The organism is Paraburkholderia bryophila, from assembly GCF_003269035.1.
GTDB classification, from domain to species: Bacteria; Pseudomonadota; Gammaproteobacteria; order Burkholderiales; family Burkholderiaceae; genus Paraburkholderia; species Paraburkholderia bryophila.
Genome location: NZ_QLTK01000002.1, coordinates 269,889 through 289,535, shown reverse-complemented (window position 1 = coordinate 289,535; position 19,647 = coordinate 269,889). Strand labels below are relative to the sequence as shown.

Genomic DNA, 19,647 nt, shown 5'->3' with positions numbered 1-19,647 from the left:
GCGGCGTGCCGCACCGAGCCGAACCTAGCCAGACGGAACGCACATAAAAAAACGGCGCGGGTTAAAAACCCGCGCCGTTTCTTTGCCTGGCTAAGCCTTGGCGTGCACCGCCTGAACCTTACTCGACTTCGACCGCTTCCGGATTCGGATTGCGCGGCGCCGGATGCTCGTCGAAGGTCAACTGCACCTTGTCCTCCGCATCGACGTCGACCGATACGCGGCCGCCGTTCATCAGCTTGCCGAACAGCAGTTCGTCGGCCAGCGCACGACGGATCGTGTCCTGGATCAGACGCTGCATCGGCCTTGCGCCCATCAACGGATCGAAACCGTGCTTGGCGAGATGCGCGCGCAACGCGTCGGTGAAGAGCGCGTCGACCTTCTTCTCGTGCAACTGATCTTCCAGTTGCATCAGGAACTTGTCGACCACACGCATGATGATTTCTTCATCGAGCGAACGGAAGCTAATGGTTGCGTCCAGACGGTTACGGAACTCCGGCGTGAACATGCGCTTGATGTCGACCATTTCGTCGCCGGTTTCCCGACGATTCGTGAAGCCGATCACCGACTTGCCCATTGCCTCGGCGCCCGCGTTGGTCGTCATGATGATGATGACGTTGCGGAAATCCGCCTTGCGGCCGTTGTTGTCCGTCAGCGTGCCGTGGTCCATGACCTGCAGCAGCACGTTGTAGATGTCCGGATGCGCCTTCTCGATTTCGTCGAGCAGCAGCACGCAATGCGGCTTCTTCGTGACGGCTTCGGTCAACAGACCGCCCTGATCGAAACCGACATAGCCCGGCGGCGCGCCGATCAACCGGCTGACCGCATGACGCTCCATGTATTCCGACATGTCGAAGCGAATCAGTTCGATACCCAGCGTGAACGCCAGCTGCTTCGCCACTTCCGTCTTGCCGACGCCCGTGGGGCCGGAGAACAGGAACGCGCCGATCGGCTTGTCCAGCTTGCCGAGGCCCGCACGCGCCATCTTGATCGCGGCCGACAGCGCGTCGATAGCCGGGTCCTGCCCGAATACCACGCTCTTCAGATCGCGATCTAGCGTTTGCAGCTTGCTGCGATCGTCTTGCGACACGCTTTGCGGCGGGACGCGAGCGATCTTCGAAATGATCTCTTCGATCTCGTTCTTGCCGATGGTCTTCTTCTGCTTCGACTTCGGCAGGATGCGTTGCGCGGCGCCGGCTTCGTCGATCACGTCGATTGCCTTGTCCGGCAAGTGACGATCCGTAATGAAGCGTGCCGACAACTCAGCCGCCGCCGACAGCGCACCCGACGAATACTTCACGCCGTGGTGCTCTTCGAAACGCGACTTCAGGCCACGCAGAATCGCCACCGTCTGCTCGACGGTCGGCTCGGTCACGTCGACCTTCTGGAAACGACGCGACAGTGCCGCGTCTTTTTCGAAGATGCCGCGATATTCCGTGAACGTGGTCGCGCCGATGCACTTTAGCGTGCCCGACGACAACGCCGGCTTCAGCAGATTCGACGCGTCCAGCGTGCCGCCCGATGCGGCGCCCGCGCCGATCAGCGTATGAATTTCGTCGATGAACAGGATTGCATGCGGACGTTCCTTCAATTCCTTGAGGACCGTCTTCAGACGCTGTTCGAAGTCGCCACGATATTTGGTACCGGCCAGCAGCGCGCCCATGTCGAGCGAGTACACCTGCGCATCCGCGAGAATGTCGGGCACTTCGCCGCGCGTAATGCGCCACGCCAAGCCTTCGGCGATCGCGGTCTTGCCGACCCCGGCCTCGCCGACCAGCAGCGGATTATTCTTGCGCCGGCGGCACAGCACCTGCACCACACGCTCGACTTCCGACTCGCGCCCGATCAGCGGATCGATGCGGCCGTCTTTCGCCATCTGGTTCAGGTTCTGCGTGAACTGCGCGAGCGGCGTTTCCTTCTGCGCGGCGGCTTCGTCGGACTCGGCATTCGCGTCGCTCGCTTTCGCGGCGTCCGTGCTGCTCGTCTTGGCGATGCCGTGCGAGATGAAATTGACCACGTCCAGACGCGTCACGCCCTGCTGTTGCAGGTAGTACACCGCGTGCGAATCCTTCTCGCCGAAGATCGCAACCAGCACGTTCGCGCCGGTCACTTCCTTCTTGCCATTCGAGGTGGACTGCACATGCATGATCGCGCGCTGAATCACACGCTGGAAACCCAGCGTGGGCTGCGTGTCGACGTCGTCCGTGCCAGGCACGGTCGGCGTGTTGTCATGTATGAAGTTGCGCAGGTTCTGGCGCAGATCCTCGATATTGGCCGCGCATGCACGCAACACCTCCGCCGCTGTCGGATTGTCCAACAGTGCCAGCAAAAGATGTTCGACCGTTATGAACTCGTGCCGCGCCTGGCGTGCTTCCATGAACGCCATGTGCAGGCTGACTTCCAGTTCCTGGGCAATCATGCTTCCTCCATCACACACTGCAGCGGATGCCCGGCCTGCCGTGCGTGGGTAACGACTTGCTCGACTTTGGTCGACGCGATGTCCCGCGTATAGACCCCACAAACTCCCCTGCCCTCGCGATGCACCTTCAACATTACCTGTGTTGCGGTTTCACGATCTTTATTGAAGTATTCCTGCACGACCATCACGACAAATTCCATTGGCGTGAAGTCGTCATTCAGCAGCACCACTTTGTACATGGACGGCGGCTTGAGTTTCTTCTCCTGCCGCTCCAGTACGGTGCCGTCCTGCTTGTCCGGGATAATCGCCATACACCCATTCTAAACAACTAGGACAGGCCCGCAATCCTGTCAAAACCCGGCCGACCGGCCGGTGAGCCCGTTCGCTACCGCCTGATGAGTAACTACCCGCCATGCGTGCGCCATTCGACGAGCCGTTTGCGGAGCCGGCCCCTATCCTGATGCTTCGCGGCCTTGCTGCACCGCAGTCGGATCGAGTATCGCACAACCTGCCGGAGCTGGCTGGAAGGCTCGCCCCGTGCCTATCGGCGGCGGGCGACCCGCAGAACAGCATGTGAGTCGATTATGCGACTTTTCAAGACAGCCCGCTTGCGCAACCGCACATAACGAAAGCGGGAAAAACCCTGGAAAGCGCCTGTTTGCAACGCGTCGACTAGCGTCTCAAAATTTTCTTGACACCCGAATAAAGAGCCTCAACAATCAAGCTGGCACTTTTTTCACTGAGCCATAAATCGAAAAAATGCCGATGGTGAGCTTGTGAGGAGGGAGCGGCTGCTCGCGTGGTCGCCGAGCTTTTCGAGGGCTCGTGGTAGTGACATGAGTTACAGGGGAAGTTGGAATGGCAACTGGTACGGTCAAATGGTTCAATGACGCAAAAGGTTTCGGATTCATCACGCCTGATGAAGGTGGTGAGGATCTGTTTGCACACTTCTCGGCCATCCAGATGAATGGGTTTAAAACCCTCAAGGAAGGCCAAAAGGTGACGTTCGAGGTCGTGCAAGGCCCGAAAGGCAAACAGGCATCGAACATCCAGGCACCTGCCTGATACGGTTCGTTACCCGTCCTTTGAAACCCGGCTTCGTGCCGGGTTTCTTTTTTGGGGCTTACGCGTGAGTCGCAGGCGTCCCAACTATCGGACGACTGATCGTTTTGATGCGAAGTGCATCTTTAGAGTTTCCCTTCTCGCCGCGCCGCTCCCTGAAAAACAAAAACCCCGACGGCACATCGTGCCCATCGGGGTTCGCCGGACCGCCGCGGAACGCGCGAGGCGCTCCCACCGCGCTTACATATTCTCGATCAACACCTGACCGAAACCCGAGCACGACACCTGCGTCGCGCCTTCCATCAAGCGCGCGAAGTCGTACGTGACGCGTTTTTGCAGAATGGATTTTTCCATCGACTTGATGATCAGTTCCGCCGCCTCGAACCAGCCGAGGTGACGCAGCATCATTTCCGCCGAGAGAATTTCCGAACCCGGATTCACGTAGTCCTTGCCCGCGTACTTCGGCGCGGTGCCGTGCGTGGCTTCGAACATCGCGACCGAATCCGACATATTCGCGCCCGGCGCGATACCGATTCCGCCGACTTGCGCGGCCAACGCATCCGACACGTAGTCGCCGTTCAGATTCAGCGTGGCGATCACGTCGTATTCGGCCGGACGCAACAGAATCTGCTGCAGGAACGCATCTGCAATCACGTCTTTAACGACGATATCGCTACCGGTCTTCGGATTCTTGATCTTCATCCACGGACCACCGTCGATCAGTTCCGCAGCGAACTCTTTCTGCGCCAGTCCATAACCGTAGTCGCGGAACGCGCCTTCGGTGAACTTCATGATGTTGCCCTTGTGCACCAGCGTGACCGAGCGGCGATCGTTGTCGATCGCGTACTGGATCGCCTTGCGCACCAGACGCTCGGTGCCTTCACGCGACACCGGCTTGATACCGATCCCCGACGTATCCGGGAAGCGGATCTTCTTCACGCCCATCTCTTCCTGCAGGAACTTGATGACCTTTTTCGCCTGCTCCGACTCAGCGGGCCACTCGATACCGGCGTAGATGTCTTCCGAGTTCTCGCGGAAGATCACCATGTTGGTTTTTTCAGGCTCGCGCACCGGCGAAGGCACGCCCTTGAAATACTGCACCGGCCGCAGGCACACATACAGATCCAGTTCCTGGCGCAACGCGACGTTCAGCGAACGGATACCGCCGCCGACCGGCGTGGTGAGCGGCCCCTTGATCGACACGACGTATTCCTTGAGCACCTGCAGCGTTTCTTCCGGCAGCCACACGTCCGGACCGTACACCTTGGTCGACTTCTCGCCGGCATAGATTTCCATCCAGTGGATTTTCTTCTTGCCTGCGTACGCTTTTTCTACCGCGGCATCCACCACCTTGATCATCACCGGCGTGATGTCGAGACCCGTGCCGTCGCCTTCGATAAACGGAATGATCGGCTGGTCGGAAACGTTGAGCGAGAAATCGGCGTTGACGGTGATTTTGTCACCGTCGGTGGGGACCTTGATGTGCTGATACGGCATGATCGGACTCCAGTGAAGGCTAGGCTGAAAGCTGATGGGAGACTGCGAAAATGGGCGCTTCCTCGCTACGCGCAATGCCGGACGCCTGCAAGCGGCCTGGCCGTTATTCTAGCCCACGCGGCCGGCGCAACACGGCCGCCGCAGCTCGGGGTTTTCCAACATGACGGCACGTCGGCCGCGCGTTCGCGACATGCTAATCCGCGACCCACAAGTCTTATATCTTATATAAGACAAGAGGCTTATCGGCGCGCATTATGCATTATCATCCCGCCATTGACTATCCGGCCCAACGCCCTGCCGGCGCCAAGCGGCACGGCCTGCCGTTCACCCGCGCCGCGCGACTCCGCACCACTTTCACCCAGCCCTCTCCATGCGTCTGCTCGCTCTGAACAAACCGTTCGGCACCATCTGCCAGTTTTCCCCTCACGAGACGCGCGCGTCGCTGGCCGACTGGGTCAAGGTGCCGGGCGTCTATCCGGCGGGCCGGCTCGATTCCGATAGCGAAGGCCTGCTGCTCCTGACCGACGACGGCGCCTTGCAAGCGCGTATCGCCGAACCACGCCACAAGCTCGTCAAACGTTATTGGGCGCAGGTGGAAGGCGCGGTGGATAGTGTCGCGTTGAAGCAACTCGCGCGCGGTGTCGACCTCGGCGATTACGTGACGCAGCCCTGCCGCGCCGACTACGTGGAACCGACCGACACGCTGTGGACCCGCACGCCACCGATTCGCCATCGCGCCGCGATCCCCACCACGTGGATCGAGTTGTCGATCACCGAAGGCAAGAACCGCCAGGTGCGCCGCATGACGGCCGCGGTCGGCTTCCCGACACTGCGTCTCGTGCGCGTGGGCATCGGCGCGCTCGACATTCTTTCACTCGGACTCCAACCGGGGCAAAGCGTCGAATTGCCGCTGAAGGCGCCATGGGAAGGTGTCGCCTGACGCATCGAACGCGGAGATCGAATCCGCGCATCGAAGCCGCTGCACCGGGCCTGACTCGAACGCTGTGGATAAGCCGACTAACCCGTTGTATTCGCAAACAAATAATTGCGTGAAACCGCCAATAAAAAAGCGTGAAACAAGTGGGCACGCGACACCCTCGCACTATTCCATTTGCTTTAGCTCGACGGCCTATAAATTTTTCAGAAAAATTACGTCAACCGCGTTGCGAGCTCACGCGTTATTCGACGCAGATGCCGCCCGAAGCTATCCGGCATTCAGCCTTAAGGGCCTTTGCACAAGCCGCTCACGCGGTCGACGCGGGGAGTCTGAGCGCTAAACAGACGCGTCGAAAAATTTGTTCGATGCGCTGTCAACCGAAAGGTGGATGGCACGTTTACCGACATGACTCTTACATAACCGGGTCATTTGGTTAATTAACTAAAGCTGAGGATTCTCAAAATGAACAAACTGATCGCCGCTCTGGTCGCTGGCCTCTTCGCAACGGCAGCATTCGCACAAGCATCGGCACCGGTCGCAGCAGCGTCGGCACCGGCAGCAGCTTCGTCGGCAAAGAAGACCACGAAGAAGGCAGCACACAAGAAGTCGCACAAGAAGGCAGCTGCAGCAGCAGCAGCTTCGGGCGCTTCGGAATAAGTTTGTAAAAACGCAGTCAAGAACTAGCTTCATTGCCGTTCTTTACGGCGTTGAAAGGCAGATCACCGCAAGGCGATCTGCCTTTTTGTTTTTGACGCGCTCGCGTAACATTCGCGGGTTAATTTCCAGCAAGGAGTCATGCCGTGCGATTTCCCATGCGCTCGTTGATTGCGCGCTTCGCCGTTGCCGTTGCACTGCCGCTCGCCGCGCTCTCGTTCGCCGCCAGCACCGCCGCCCCTGCTCATGCGCAGGACATGCCGCCCGGTGCGAAGCAGCCCAGTGAATTTCCGCGCGCCAAGCTGACCGCCGGCATGTTCGTGATCGACGCGGCAGTCGCCTCGAACGACGCGGACCGCGAACAAGGTTTGATGTATCGCACGACCCTCGCGCCGAACGAAGGCATGCTGTTCGTCTTCAACGAACGGGCGGTGCATTGCTTCTGGATGAAGAACACGTTGATCCCGCTGTCGATCGCGTTCATGCGCGCCGACGGCACGGTCACCGACATCGACGAAATGCAGGCCGAGACCACCGACAATCACTGCCCGAAAAACAACGGCATGTACGCGTTGGAAATGAGCAAAGGCTGGTTCACGTCGAAGGGCATCAAACCGGGGATGAAGATCCAGGGTTTGCCGGCCGCGCAATAAGCCGCGAGTCGATCCATCTCGATCGCGGCGGCCAGCGCCGCCCGCCGATCCCACCGCTTCATCCCGCCGCTTTCGAAAAGCCGGTGCCTGCCAAACAGGCGCCGGCTTTTTTATCGGCTACATGTCCCCATATCGTAGCCAGCGCGCGGACGGCAACCGCCGGAACCCCGCCGGCAGGCCACTGACCTGCCTGGCAAGATTCCTGCAAAAGCCGGGCCGACGCGCTATCCTAGTAATCTTAGTAAAGCAGCACCCAGCTCCCCGGGTAGCACAAGACTGCCGCCCGGCAAGCGTTTCTGGCGCGCCATTCCAAGGAGGTTCACGTGCCCCGCAAGACTCCCATCGAGCGCTACCGGAATATCGGCATCAGCGCTCACATCGACGCCGGCAAAACCACCACCACTGAACGCATCCTGTTCTACACAGGCGTGACCCACAAGATCGGCGAGGTTCACGACGGTGCGGCAACGATGGACTGGATGGAACAGGAGCAGGAGCGCGGCATCACCATCACGTCGGCGGCGACCACTGCTTTCTGGAAAGGCATGGCCGGCAACTACCCCGAACATCGGATCAACATCATCGACACGCCGGGACACGTCGACTTCACGATTGAAGTCGAGCGTTCCATGCGCGTGCTCGACGGCGCCTGCATGGTGTACGACTCGGTCGGCGGCGTGCAGCCGCAGTCCGAAACCGTCTGGCGTCAGGCGAACAAGTACAAGGTGCCGCGCATTGCGTTCGTCAACAAGATGGACCGCGTCGGCGCGGACTTCTTTCGCGTGCAGCGGCAGATCGGCGATCGTCTGAAGGGCGTCGCGGTGCCGCTCCAGATTCCGGTCGGCGCGGAAGAGCACTTCCAGGGCGTGGTCGATCTCGTCAAGATGAAGGCGATCTACTGGGAAGAAGAGAACCAGGGCATCAAGTTCGAGTACCGCGATATTCCGGCGGAGCTCGCGGACACCGCGAAGGAATGGCACGACAAGATGGTCGAAGCTGCGGCGGAAGCCAGCGAGGAACTGCTCGAGAAGTACCTCGGCGGCGAGACGCTGACCGAAGAGGAAATCAAGTTCGGGATTCGCACCCGCTGTATCGCCAATGAAATCGTGCCGATGCTGTGCGGCAGCGCGTTCAAGAACAAGGGCGTGCAGGCCATGCTCGACGCGGTGATCGACTATCTGCCGTCGCCGGTCGACGTGCCCGCCATCAAGGGCCACGACGAGTACGACAAGGAAATCGAGCGTCATCCGACCGATACCGATCCGTTCTCGGCACTCGCCTTCAAGATCATGACCGACCCGTTCGTCGGCCAGCTGATTTTCTTCCGCGTCTATTCCGGCGTGGTGAATTCGGGCGACACGGTCTACAACGCGATCAAGGAAAAGAAGGAACGCCTTGGCCGGATCCTGCAGATGCACGCCAACGAGCGCAAGGAAATCAAAGAGGTGTACGCGGGCGACATCGCCGCGGCCGTCGGCCTGAAAGAAGCGACCACGGGCGACACGCTGTGCGATCCGAACAACGTGATCATCCTTGAAAAGATGATTTTCCCGGAACCGGTGATCTCGCAGGCCGTCGAGCCGAAGACCAAGGTCGACCAGGAAAAGATGGGCATTGCGCTGAACCGTCTGGCCCAGGAAGACCCGTCGTTCCGCGTGCAGACCGACGAGGAATCCGGCCAGACGATCATCTCCGGGATGGGTGAGCTGCACCTGGAAATTCTGGTCGACCGGATGAAGCGCGAGTTCGGCGTGGAAGCCACGGTCGGCAAGCCGCAGGTCGCGTATCGCGAAACGGTGCGCAACAAGGTCGAAGACGTCGAAGGCAAGTTCGTCAAGCAGTCGGGCGGTCGCGGTCAGTACGGCCATGCGGTGGTGACGCTCGAACCGGCGGCGCAGGGCAAGGGCTACGAATTCGTCGACGCGATCAAGGGCGGCGTGATTCCGCGCGAGTACATTCCGGCGGTGGACAAGGGCATTCAGGAAACGCTGAAGGCCGGTGTGCTGGCGGGCTATCCGGTGGTCGACGTGAAGGTGACGCTGACCTTCGGTTCGTACCACGACGTCGACTCGAACGAAAACGCATTCCGTATGGCCGGTTCCATGGCCTTCAAGGAAGCCATGCGTAAAGCCAAACCGGTGTTGCTCGAACCGATGATGGCCGTCGAAGTGGAAACGCCGGAAGACTTCATGGGCAACGTGATGGGCGACCTGTCGAGCCGTCGCGGCCTGGTGCAAGGCATGGAAGACATCGCCGGTGGTGGCGGCAAGCTGGTGCGCGCCGAAGTGCCGCTCGCGGAGATGTTCGGTTACTCCACGTCGCTGCGTTCGGCCACCCAGGGCCGCGCCACCTACACGATGGAGTTCAAGCACTACGCCGAAACGCCGAACAACGTCGCCGAAGCCGTGATCAACGCGAAGCAGAAGTAAGCGCTGCGGTAGCAGGCACGCGTCGTGCGCCATGAGTTCCGTCTCGCGTAAGCGGGCAGCTCACAGGCGCACGACTCGAACGAGCCCGTCCCCTGTGGACGGGCTTTTTTCATTCACGGTTCATTCACGGCAGCACGTTCACCCACCCGTTTCCCAACGTTGGCGAACGTGCAAAAATGCAGGACGGCGCCATGCCGATCGGCGGGATCGACGCCCACGAGGAGACACATCATGAGCCAGGATCACGAACATCCGCATTACAAGGCCGAGCAACCGGCGGCGCCGGTCGATTGGCGCGAGCACGGCGTGAAGGTCATCAAGGGCGATCAGCTCGACAGCAACACCGCGCAGACGCCGGGCATGAATCGCGCGGCCGCGATCAACGCCGCGCGGGTCGGCGCGCAAAAAATCTGGGCCGGCACGGTGACGATTCATCCGAATGCGAAGACCGGTGCGCATCATCACGGCGCGCTCGAAAGCGTGATCTACGTGGTGCGCGGCCAGGCGCGCATGCGCTGGGGCGAACATCTCGAGTTCACCGCCGAAGCCGGTCCCGGCGACTTCATCTTCGTGCCGCCGTACGTGCCGCATCAGGAGATCAACGCGAGCACCGACGACCCGCTCGAATGCGTGCTGGTGCGCAGCGACAACGAGGCGGTGGTGGTCAATCTGAACATCGACGCGGTAGAGGCGCCGGAGACCGTGTTCTGGGTCGATCCGATTCACAAGCATCCGCACGATCATTGACTTGCGGCCGCCGTCGCGAGGCGGCTTCGCAGAACGTTGTGATGGCGATACACACCCGCCCTTTTATCCGCCAATCGACAACCCGGCAGCGCGGCAAGCGCGCCGGATCGCAGGGCAATCGCTTACACTGAAGCCGTCTCACGCAGCTTTTCGCTACCCCGCGTACGCCGCTGCGCTTTTTTCACCGCTCAAACGTCGCCGCTCGCGCGCGTCACGTGCGGTCCTTCAGAACCGGCAGCAGAAACGGACTGGACACTCCATCGATGAAGACTCCCACGGACCGATTCCCCGACCTCGACGCAGCCCGCCTCAGCGCCGACGCGTACGGCCACCACGCTCTCGACGAATTCGCCGCCGGCCGCCTCACGCGCCGCGAACTGCTGCGCTATGCGAGCGTGATCGGTTTGTCGCTGGTGGGTGGCGGCGTGCTGAACGCACCGCGTGCCCGTGCCCAAGGCAATGCCGCCGCGTCTGATCAGACGATCCGTGTGGCCCACCTGACGCCCGCGGGCGCGGTCGATCCGCTCACCGTCACGGACGCCGCGAGCCTCGCGCTGCTGAACCAGACCGGCGAATTCCTGATCGACGACGACGGCGAAAAACTCGTGCTGAAGCCGGCGCTCGCGTTGTCGTGGAAGCCGAACGACAAGGGCGACGTGTGGACCTTCAAGCTGCGCCCGAACGTCAAGTTCCACGACGGCCAGGTGTTCGGCGCCAAAGACGTGGTCGCCACCTTCGACCGCCTCGCCGATCCGGCGAGCGGCTCGGCGGCGCTCTCGGTGTTGAAGGGCGTGCTGTCGAAGGGCGGCGCGAAAGTGGTCGACGATCACACGGTCGCGTTTCATCTCGATGCGCCGAACGGCAACTTCCCGTACTACGTATCCTCGGACAATTACAACGCCGTGATCCTGCCCGCCAACTACGCGGGCGGTTACGAAAAAAGCTTTATCGGCACCGGTCCATTCAAGCTCGAAAAGTATCAGGCCAAGGTCGGCGCGTCGTTCGTGCGCAACCCGGACTACTGGGGCGATAAAGCGTTACCGCAACGCGTACAGTTTTCTTTCTACGCCGACGAACAGGCGCAGTTGCTCGCCCTGCAAGGCCACCAGGCGGACGTGATGGGCACCTTCACCGTGCAGGGCGGCGCCAGCATTCTGAACAATCCGGCGTACAAGGCCGTCGGCGTGAAGTCGAGCGCGCACCGCCAGATTCACATGCGCAACGACAGTCCGCTGTTCAAGGACAAGCGCGTGCGCCAGGCGCTGGCGTTGTCGCTCGATCGCGACGTACTGGTGCGCGGGCTCTTCAAGGGTCGCGCGCAACTCGGCAACGACAGTCCGTTCGCGCCGGTTTTTCCGTCGTCGGATGCGGGCGTTCCACAACGCAGGCTCGACGTCGCGAAGGCGAAGCAACTGCTCGCGCAGGCCGGCGTGCCGAACGGCTTCGACGTGACGCTGACCACCGAAAAGTACATGGAGATTCCCGATCTCGCGGTGGTCGTGCAGAACGCGGCGAAAGCGATCGGCGTGCGCATCAACCTGAAGGTCGAGAGCCAGTCGCTGTATTACGGCGCCGGCACGCCGGGCAAATCGGACTGGCTCGACTCGCCGCTCGGCATCACCGACTATGGTCATCGCGGCGTGCCAAACGTGTTCCTGAATGCGCCGCTCACCAGCACCGGCACATGGAACGCCGCCCACTTCAAGAACCCGCAATACGATCAGCTGGTCGCGCAATTCGTCGCCGCGGTCGATCTCGGCACGCAGAAGAAAATCTCCGGTCAGATCCAGACGCTGCTGCTCGACGAGACGCCCGTCGTCATTCCGTTCTTCTACGATCAACTGATCGCGATGCGTAAGGGCGTGAACGGTGTGCGCTTCACCGCGCTCGCGCAACTGTATTTCGACCGCACGGTGTTGAGCGCGTAAGCGCCGGCGCGTCTTCGGCAGGAACTCACGATGTCGACCACGGTGACCCCGCCCAGCTCGCCCACCCCGGCCACCCCGCCCACGCGTTCGGCCTCCAGCGGCAACGCGGCGCGCGTGGTGCGGTTTCTCGCGACGCGCGTGGGTTTGTCGCTGATCACGCTGTGGTTGCTGTCGGTGATCGTGTTCGCGGGCGGCCAGTTGCTGCCCGGCGATATCGGCCGCGCGGTGCTCGGGCCGCTCGCCGATGCGCGCGCGGTTGCCGCGCTCAATCATCAGCTCGGCGCGGACCGGCCGCTGCTCACGCAATACGTCGAGTGGATTTCGCATTTCGTGCGCGGCGACATGGGGCTGTCGTACGCGTATCGTGAACCGGTCGGGCCGTTTATCGCCGACGCGCTCGCGCATTCGGCCAGGCTCGGTCTGCTCGCCTTTATCGTGGTCGTGCCGCTCGGTATCGCGGGAGGTGTGTGGTCCGCCATGCACGCGGGGCGTTGGCTCGATCGCACGATCAGCATTGCCGGTTTGTCGGCCACCGTGGTGCCGGAGTTCGTTTCGTCGATCGTGCTGATTCTGGTGTTCGGCATCTGGCTGCAATGGTTGCCGATCGAAGCGTCGTATCCGCCCGATGCGAGCGTGCTCGAACAACTGCGCCATCTGATTCTGCCGGTGCTGCCGCTGGTACTGGTGTTCTTCGGCTACATCGCGCGCATGGCGCGGGCGGGCACCGTCGAGGCGCTCGACGCCGACTACACCCGCACCGCGATTCTCAAGGGCTTGCCGCGCCGTGTCGTGATCTGGCGGCACGTGTTGCGCAACGCGCTGCTGCCCACCATTACCGTGGCCGCGACGCAGCTCGGCTACATGATCGGCGGGCTGGTGGTGGTGGAGACGCTGTTCCACTACCAGGGCATCGGCTCGCTGATCTACAACGCCGCCAAGGCCAAGGACTTTCCGATGCTCGAAGCGGGTGTGCTGACCATCGGCGTGGTGTACACGGTGGCCAATCTCGTCGCCGATGCGCTGCACGTGCTGCTCAATCCGCGCTTGCGCGTGAGGAGCGCCGAATGAGCACCCTCGTCCCACCGTCACCGTCTACCCCACGCGCGCTCGCCGAGCCGCGCTTCGATCAATTGCGCGTGCTGCTGCGCTCGCCGACCTTCGTGGTGGGCGTGGTGATCGTCGCGTGGTGGATCGTCTGTGCGCTCGCCGGGCAATGGATCGTGCGGATCGATCCGTATGCGTCCGATCCGCTCAATTCGCTGATGCCGCCCGATCGCACCCACTGGTTCGGCACCGACCAGCTCGGCCGCGACGTGTTCTCGCGCGTGATCGTCGGCGCGCGCGACATTCTGACCATCGCGCCGCTGGCCACGCTGCTCGGCACCGTGGCGGGCACCACCCTGGGCCTGATCGTCGGCTATTTCGAAGGCTGGGTCGACAACGTGGTGGGCCGCGCGATCGACGCCGTGCTCGCGCTGCCGCTCGTGATCGTCGCGCTGCTCGCGCTGGCCGCGGTCGGCGCGTCGAACTTCACGGTGATCCTCGTGATCGGCATCACCTTCACGCCGATCACCGCGCGCACCGTGCGCGCCGCCGTATTCGCCGAACGCCATCTCGACTACGTGGCCGCCGCGCAACTGCGTGGCGAGCGCGCGCCGTACATCATGTTCGCGGAGATTCTGCCGAACGTGCTGCCGCCGATCATCGTCGAGGCCACCGTGCGGCTCGGCTACGCGATCTTCGCGGTTGCCACGCTGTCGTTTCTCGGCTTCGGCATTCAGCCGCCTTCCGCCGACTGGGGCCTCGCGCTCTCCGAGTCGTACACGCTGATGGCCGGCGGCGCCTGGTGGACCGTGGTGTTTGCGGCGGGTGCGATCGCCTCGCTGGTGGTCGGCGTGAATCTGATCGCCGACAGCGTGCAAGGCGTGCTCGACCGATGAACGGACCGCCGCCCTCCTCGTTCCCCGCCTTCGACGTGTCGAAGAGCGACCGCACCGACGCGCTGACCGTCGTCGGCCTGACCGTGACGTACCGGATGCGCGGACGCGATCGCGAAGTGCTGCAGGACGTATCGTTTCGCGTGCGGCGCGGCGAAGCGTATGGGCTCGTCGGCGAATCGGGCTGCGGCAAGTCGACGGTGGCGATGGCCACGCTGCGCTATCTGCCGCGCAACGGCAAGGTCAAGGCGGGCAAGATCGTGATTGCCGGCGAAGACGTGCAGAAGCTCGACGCCGACGCGCTGCGCCATCTGCGTGCGAACGCGATTTCGATCGTCTATCAGGACCCGGGGCGCGCGCTGAATCCGTCGCTGACGATCGCGCGGCAAGTCTCCGAAGCGTTCGAGGCGGCCGGCGTCGCGCGCGACGAAGCGCTGCAGCGCACGCGCGAGATGCTGCAGCGCGTGCGCATCGCGGCGCCCGAGCGGGTGATGGAGAGCTATCCGCATCAGCTGTCGGGCGGCATGCAACAGCGCGTGGTGATCGCCATGGCGCTCGCCTCGAACCCCGCGCTGCTGATTCTCGACGAACCGACCACCGGGCTCGACGCCACGGTCGAAGCCGAAGTGCTCGACCTCGTCGCGCAGTTGCGCGAGGAACTCGGCACCGCCGTGCTGTTCATCAGCCACAACCTCGCGGTGATCGGGCGGATGTGCGAGCGCGTCGGCGTGCTGTACGCCGGCAAGCTGGTCGAGGAAGGCGCCACGCAGGACGTCTTCACGCGGCCACGCCATCCTTACACTGTCGGGCTATTGCGTTGCTTGCCCACCGCCGGGCGCAGCAAGGACAGCGAGCGGCTCGACACGATCGCGGGCAGCCTGCCGCTGCCGGGCTCGGTCACGCAGGGCTGCATCTACGCGGAGCGCTGCCGTCTCGCCGACGACCGCTGCCGCCGCGAAGCGCCGCCGCCGTACCGGGTGAGCGCCGCGCATGGCGATCAGATGTCGCGCTGCCACTACCACGAACGCGCGCTTGAATTGCCGCGCGCTGTCGCTGAGGTCGCCGAGGCCGACGAGGCCACGTTGCAGGAACGCCGTCTCGAATCGCGCGAAGGCGACGCGCGTCCGCTCGTGCTGCGCACCGACAAACTCTCGAAAACGTTTCATGTAGGCGGCGCCCCGTTGCGCGCGGTCGACGACGTTTCAATCGACCTCGCGAGCGGCGAGACGCTCGGCCTCGTCGGCGAATCGGGCAGCGGCAAGACGACGCTCGCCAAGCTGATGCTCGGCCTGCTCACGCCGGACGCCGGCAGCGTGCTCGAACTCGACGGCGCGCCGCTCGCCGCGCGCGTGACGCGGCGCAACGACGAACAGGTCAAGTCGCTACAGATCGTGTTTCAGAACCCGGACTCGGCGCTCAATCGCGCGCATTCGGTCAAGCGTTTGATCGGCCGCGCGCTGTCGCGGCTCACGCCGTTGCGCGGGCCCGCCATCGACGAACGGCTCGCCACGCTGACGGCCGCCGTGCGTTTGCCGGAGCGCTATCTCGGCTCGCGCACGCGCCAACTGTCCGGCGGACTCAAACAACGCGTGGCGATTGCCCGCGCGTTTGCCGGCGAACCGCGCGTGGTGGTCTGCGACGAACCGACCTCCGCGCTCGACGTCTCCGTGCAGGCCGCGATCCTCAACCTGCTCGCCGATCTGCAGCGCGAGCGCGGCGTGAGTTACGTTTTTATCTCACACGATCTGCACGTGGTGCGCTATCTGGCGGATCGCATCGCCGTGCTGTATCTCGGCCGGCTGCTGGAAATCGGACCGGCGGCCGCGGTGTTCGGCGGGCCGCATCATCCTTATACCGAGGCGTTGCTGTCTTCCGTGCCGACGCTCGACACCACCCATGACGGTGGGGCCGACGGCGGCGGCCGCCCCGCTCGCGCGCGTATCCGCCTGTCCGGCGATCTGCCGGGCGCGGCTTCGCCGCCGTCCGGCTGTGTGTTCCACACACGCTGCCCGCGCAAGCTCGGCGCGATCTGCGAACAGCAGGACCCGCCGTTCGCCGATGCCGGCGGCTTCGATGCGAACGGTGGGCAAGCGGCCGCGCATCGCATCCGCTGCCATATCCCTATCGATCAACTACGCACCCTGCAAGCCGCCTCGCGCGACGACGCAGGCACGCTCCCGGACATCGGCGCCGACAGCGCGCCCGAAAGCGCCGGACGCAGCGAATAACGCGGCATCGCGCAGTGCCCCTGAAGATCGGGGCCGCGCGTTTCATCGCCGAAACGTTTTCCGGTGTTTTTTCGACGCCGGCATCGCACACCCCGATTCGACGCCTGTCGCCGCAAGGCTTTGCGGTCAGTGGCATGGATATCGCTAAGTAGTGTCCAGACATTGGAACGCAAGCGCCCCGGCGACGAGGCGCGGCAACCGGTGGGCATTCAGATGAAAAGACCGGCGAGCGCATCTCGGCGTAATGACTGCGCTCGCGCGGTTCAAACAACAACAACAACAACAACAACAACAACAACAACAACGAGCGATCGACGAGTATCGGCAAAACAGACTCGGGGGCGCGGCGCAGCCCGCAACAGACAGGTCCGCCGCCGCGGAATCAGCATGAGAGATGGCGGCAGCGAGGCGCCGGCGTTCCCTCGGGAGAGATGTGATGAAGACCATCAGATATAACCGGTATTACTTCGGGATCCTGCGGAGCGCGGCGATCGTCGCAGGCGTCACCGCGTTGGCTACTCAACTCGCTTATCCGGCATCGACCGATGTGATCCCGAAGTGGATCGTACTCGCCGATGCGCCGCTGCCGGCCAGCGACACGCACGGCACGACGCGCTCGCTCGCGCAAGCGGACGGCGCGATGGCGGGTGAAGCGACGGCGGGTGTGACGGCGGGCGAATCGGCAACGGGCGCCGCGCCCGGCGACACGACCGCCGCCGACGATGCGGCCGCGATCTTCCAGCCGCAAGGCTGCGAGAACGCCAATATTGCCGGCTGCGGCCATCACGGCGGTGGCAGCGGCAGCAACGGCGCGGCGAGCGGCGGCAACAGCGGCGCGGGTGCGAATGGTAGTGGCGCCGCGGGCGGTGCAGCGGGCGGCGCCGCTGGAGCGGGCAGCGGCGGCGGAAGTTCTTCGGGTACGGGTGGTAAAGGCAATAGCGGCGGAAGCAGCGGTGGTGGTGGTAGCAGCGGCGGCGGTAGCAGCGGTGGCGGAAGTAGTGGCGGTGGAAGTAGCGGCGGTGGAAGTAGCGGCGGCGGAAGTAGCGGCGGCGGAAGCAGCGGCGGCGGAAGCAGCGGCGGTGGAAGCAGCGGCGGTGGAAGTAGTGGCGGCGGAAGCAGCGGCGGTGGAAGCAGTGGCGGTGGAAGCAGCAGCGGTGGCGGCAGCAGCGGCAGCAGCGGGAGCGCAGGCTGTGGTTGCGGCGGCTCCAGCGGCGGCCCAAGCGGTGGCAAAGGCGGTGGTTTCGGTGGTGGCTTTGGCGGTGGCTTCGGTGGCGGTTTCGGCGGAGGCTTTGGCGGAGGCTTCGGCGGCGGTCACGGAGGCAAGGGTGGCAGCGGTAACGGCGGTGGCAACGGCGGAGGAAGCGGGCACTAGCAATCGCCCGTTTCATGGGTAGGGGGCCCCCGCGCCCTACCCTCGCCGACGACACAGCCGGCTACCGTGCGCTGTCCGCTGGCATCGGCGGTGATGTCTCGATCCCCCGGTCGAGCGTCACCGCACGAGGCCGGTTCGATCAGACGGCATAGTCATGCATGCCAACCGGCCGGCAATCCGCTACGGCACGCCCAGCACGGCACGTCGACAGGCGCGCCGGCAAGGTCGACCCGAACCGGTGATCTCGGTATCCGCCCGGAACCAAACCGCATCGATCGCCTCATATCAGATTCAACGTTCGATATGAGGGCACCACAACATGCAACGAAACGTCCCCCCCTTCGCAACACGCGTGGCGACCGGCCTGCTGGTAACCGCCGCGCTGGGCCTCGCATCGCTCGCTCATGCGCAAACACCGGCGCAAACCCCGGCGCAACCCGCGCCGCTATCACCCACGCTGTCACAAGCCGCGCCGCCGGTCGACCCCAGTTTTTCCGCCTACTCGCTCGCGCAAACCTGCAAGCAGAAGAACGACAACGTCGCGCAGGGTCAATGTGTCGGCGCGATCCGCGGCATCATCCACGGTTATCAGTACGGCGTGCTGTTCCTCGGTCAACGTTCGGCGTTGCCAGCCAATGAAACGCAGCGCGTGTCGCTATGCCTGCGCAACACGCAGGTGTCGTCGATCGTCGACGATTTCATCGCCGACGCCGCGCAGGTGAGCGACGATTCGCTCAGGCACACGCCCGCGGAAGTCGCGGTGCTGGGCTCCGTGCACCTGCACCACGGTTGCGATTGATAGCGCTCGCGCTCACAGCATTTCGAGCGCGCGCTTGCTACGCGGCGGCTTGAAGTAAGCGTCGATAGCCGCGAGTTCGTCGGTGCCGAGCCGCAGTTGCGACGCGCGATGGTTGTCCCGCACATGCTCGACGCGCCCCGCCTTGGGAATCGCGAACACGCCCGGCTCGCGCAACACCCACGCGAGCGCCACCTGAAACACCGAGACGCCGCGCGCGTCGGCGATATCGTCGAGCGGCGAGCGTTTGGGCAAGCGCGCGTGATCGACCGGGCTGTACGCCATCGCCGGCATCTTGTGCGCGGCGAGCCACGGCAACAGGTCGAACGCCGGCCCGCGACGCGCCACGTTATACAGAATCTGGTTGGTCGCGCAGGCGTCGCCGCCGGGTGTCGCGATGAGTTCTTCCATATCGTCGGTGTCGAAATTGCTGACGCCCCAATGGCGAATCTTGCCCGCCCGGCGCAACGCCTCGAAGCCTTCAACGGTTTCGGCAAGCGGCACCGAGCCGCGCCAATGCAGCAGATACAGGTCGAGCCGATCGGTCTTCAGTCGCTTGAGGCTCTGTTCGCAGGCCGCGATCACGCCGCGCCGGCTGGCGTTATGCGGATACACCTTGCTGACCAGAAACACCTGATCGCGCAAGCCCGCGAGCGCCTCGCCGAGCAGCTGTTCGGTCGCGCCGTCGCCGTACATTTCCGCGGTATCGATCAGCGTCATGCCGAGTTCGATCCCGCAGCGCAGTGCGGCGATTTCGGCGGCGCGCCGGGTCGGCGCTTCGCCCATCTCCCATGTGCCCTGCCCCAGTTGTGGAATGCGTTCGCCGTCCGGCAGGCTCACGCTTGCGATATCGCTCGTCATGCTGACTCCTCGAAGTGGCTCAATGGTGCGTGACGCACGCGACGAGTTTAGCGGCTGAACGGGCATTCGATCGGGCACCAGGCAAAAGCCCGCTATAACGCAGCGCGCCGATGTCATAGAATTGCCGCTT

Annotated in this window: 16 protein-coding genes; 12 read left to right on the top strand and 4 right to left on the bottom strand. The window is 63.4% G+C overall.

Going from position 1 to position 19,647, the window contains the following annotated elements; translation table 11 throughout:
- Positions 1-118: 118 nt before the first annotated feature.
- Both clpA and clpS read right to left on the bottom strand, forming a co-directional pair.
- Entirely contained in the window at positions 119-2,416 is a 2,298-nt protein-coding gene (gene clpA, locus BX591_RS04820) for an ATP-dependent Clp protease ATP-binding subunit ClpA (RefSeq protein WP_035548100.1), read from the bottom strand.
- Positions 2,413-2,727, bottom strand: coding sequence for an ATP-dependent Clp protease adapter ClpS (gene clpS / locus BX591_RS04815; RefSeq protein ID WP_012434130.1), 315 nt, complete (start codon positions 2,725-2,727; stop codon positions 2,413-2,415). The genes clpA and clpS overlap by 4 nt, the downstream gene beginning before the upstream one ends.
- Positions 2,728-3,274: 547 nt before the next feature.
- On the opposite strand from clpS, the gene BX591_RS04810 reads away from it, so the two are divergent.
- Entirely contained in the window at positions 3,275-3,481 is a 207-nt protein-coding gene (locus tag BX591_RS04810; RefSeq protein ID WP_007180614.1) for a cold-shock protein, read from the top strand.
- A gap of 237 nt (positions 3,482-3,718) precedes the next feature.
- On the opposite strand, the gene icd is transcribed toward BX591_RS04810, so the two are convergent.
- Positions 3,719-4,975, bottom strand: a complete 1,257-nt coding sequence (gene icd, locus BX591_RS04805) for an NADP-dependent isocitrate dehydrogenase (protein WP_111929583.1) — start codon at positions 4,973-4,975, stop codon at positions 3,719-3,721.
- 370 nt (positions 4,976-5,345) lie between these two features.
- On the opposite strand from icd, the gene BX591_RS04800 reads away from it, so the two are divergent.
- From BX591_RS04800 to BX591_RS04745, 11 genes are all read left to right on the top strand, one after another.
- Positions 5,346-5,915: a pseudouridine synthase gene (locus BX591_RS04800; protein WP_111929582.1), complete on the top strand. Its 570-nt coding sequence runs from the start codon at positions 5,346-5,348 to the stop codon at positions 5,913-5,915.
- A 459-nt stretch (positions 5,916-6,374) separates the two neighbouring features.
- Positions 6,375-6,569 (top strand): hypothetical protein, encoded by a 195-nt coding sequence (locus BX591_RS04795; RefSeq protein WP_081935744.1) that lies wholly within the window; start codon positions 6,375-6,377, stop codon positions 6,567-6,569.
- Between the two features lie 143 nt (positions 6,570-6,712).
- Positions 6,713-7,219: a DUF192 domain-containing protein gene (locus BX591_RS04790; RefSeq protein ID WP_111929581.1), complete on the top strand. Its 507-nt coding sequence runs from the start codon at positions 6,713-6,715 to the stop codon at positions 7,217-7,219.
- Between the two features lie 323 nt (positions 7,220-7,542).
- The gene (fusA, locus tag BX591_RS04785; RefSeq protein WP_111929580.1) at positions 7,543-9,648 is read left to right on the top strand and encodes an elongation factor G; all 2,106 of its coding nucleotides are present in this window, start codon (positions 7,543-7,545) and stop codon (positions 9,646-9,648) included.
- Between the two features lie 231 nt (positions 9,649-9,879).
- A complete protein-coding gene (locus BX591_RS04780; protein ID WP_111929579.1) occupies positions 9,880-10,395 on the top strand; it encodes a cupin domain-containing protein in 516 nt (171 codons plus the stop codon).
- 263 nt (positions 10,396-10,658) lie between these two features.
- Positions 10,659-12,323, top strand: coding sequence for an ABC transporter substrate-binding protein (locus BX591_RS04775; protein WP_111929578.1), 1,665 nt, complete (start codon positions 10,659-10,661; stop codon positions 12,321-12,323).
- Positions 12,324-12,353: 30 nt separating this feature from the next.
- Positions 12,354-13,391 (top strand): ABC transporter permease, encoded by a 1,038-nt coding sequence (locus tag BX591_RS04770; protein ID WP_111929577.1) that lies wholly within the window; start codon positions 12,354-12,356, stop codon positions 13,389-13,391.
- A complete protein-coding gene (locus tag BX591_RS04765) occupies positions 13,388-14,263 on the top strand; it encodes an ABC transporter permease (RefSeq protein ID WP_111929576.1) in 876 nt (291 codons plus the stop codon). The genes BX591_RS04770 and BX591_RS04765 overlap by 4 nt, the downstream gene beginning before the upstream one ends.
- The gene (locus tag BX591_RS04760) at positions 14,260-16,488 is read left to right on the top strand and encodes an ABC transporter ATP-binding protein (RefSeq protein WP_111929575.1); all 2,229 of its coding nucleotides are present in this window, start codon (positions 14,260-14,262) and stop codon (positions 16,486-16,488) included. Before BX591_RS04765 ends, BX591_RS04760 begins: the two co-directional genes overlap by 4 nt.
- A 436-nt stretch (positions 16,489-16,924) precedes the next feature.
- Complete coding sequence (locus BX591_RS36345) at positions 16,925-17,860, top strand: hypothetical protein (protein ID WP_167444497.1); 936 nt, start codon at positions 16,925-16,927, stop codon at positions 17,858-17,860.
- Between the two features lie 319 nt (positions 17,861-18,179).
- A complete protein-coding gene (locus BX591_RS04745; protein ID WP_111929573.1) occupies positions 18,180-18,659 on the top strand; it encodes a Rap1a/Tai family immunity protein in 480 nt (159 codons plus the stop codon).
- Between the two features lie 12 nt (positions 18,660-18,671).
- Here the strand turns inward: BX591_RS04745 and BX591_RS04740 are convergent, their stop codons facing one another.
- On the bottom strand, positions 18,672-19,517 hold the full coding sequence (locus BX591_RS04740) for an aldo/keto reductase (protein ID WP_111929572.1): 846 nt from the start codon (positions 19,515-19,517) through the stop codon (positions 18,672-18,674).
- Positions 19,518-19,647 lie beyond the last annotated feature (130 nt).

Bases quoted from the DNA above. Each gene is read 5' to 3' on its own strand.
- BX591_RS04800 (WP_111929582.1), top strand. From the start codon at position 5,346: ATGCGTCTGCTCGCTCTGAACAAACCGTTCGGCACCATCTGCCAGTTT.
- icd (WP_111929583.1), bottom strand. From the start codon at position 4,975: ATGCCGTATCAGCACATCAAGGTCCCCACCGACGGTGACAAAATCACC.
- BX591_RS04770 (WP_111929577.1), top strand. From the start codon at position 12,354: ATGTCGACCACGGTGACCCCGCCCAGCTCGCCCACCCCGGCCACCCCG.
- BX591_RS04775 (WP_111929578.1), top strand. From the start codon at position 10,659: ATGAAGACTCCCACGGACCGATTCCCCGACCTCGACGCAGCCCGCCTC.
- BX591_RS04795 (WP_081935744.1), top strand. From the start codon at position 6,375: ATGAACAAACTGATCGCCGCTCTGGTCGCTGGCCTCTTCGCAACGGCA.
- BX591_RS04745 (WP_111929573.1), top strand. From the start codon at position 18,180: ATGCAACGAAACGTCCCCCCCTTCGCAACACGCGTGGCGACCGGCCTG.
- BX591_RS04780 (WP_111929579.1), top strand. From the start codon at position 9,880: ATGAGCCAGGATCACGAACATCCGCATTACAAGGCCGAGCAACCGGCG.
- BX591_RS04765 (WP_111929576.1), top strand. From the start codon at position 13,388: ATGAGCACCCTCGTCCCACCGTCACCGTCTACCCCACGCGCGCTCGCC.
- BX591_RS36345 (WP_167444497.1), top strand. From the start codon at position 16,925: ATGAAGACCATCAGATATAACCGGTATTACTTCGGGATCCTGCGGAGC.
- BX591_RS04740 (WP_111929572.1), bottom strand. From the start codon at position 19,517: ATGACGAGCGATATCGCAAGCGTGAGCCTGCCGGACGGCGAACGCATT.
- clpA (WP_035548100.1), bottom strand. From the start codon at position 2,416: ATGATTGCCCAGGAACTGGAAGTCAGCCTGCACATGGCGTTCATGGAA.
- clpS (WP_012434130.1), bottom strand. From the start codon at position 2,727: ATGGCGATTATCCCGGACAAGCAGGACGGCACCGTACTGGAGCGGCAG.
- BX591_RS04810 (WP_007180614.1), top strand. From the start codon at position 3,275: ATGGCAACTGGTACGGTCAAATGGTTCAATGACGCAAAAGGTTTCGGA.
- BX591_RS04760 (WP_111929575.1), top strand. From the start codon at position 14,260: ATGAACGGACCGCCGCCCTCCTCGTTCCCCGCCTTCGACGTGTCGAAG.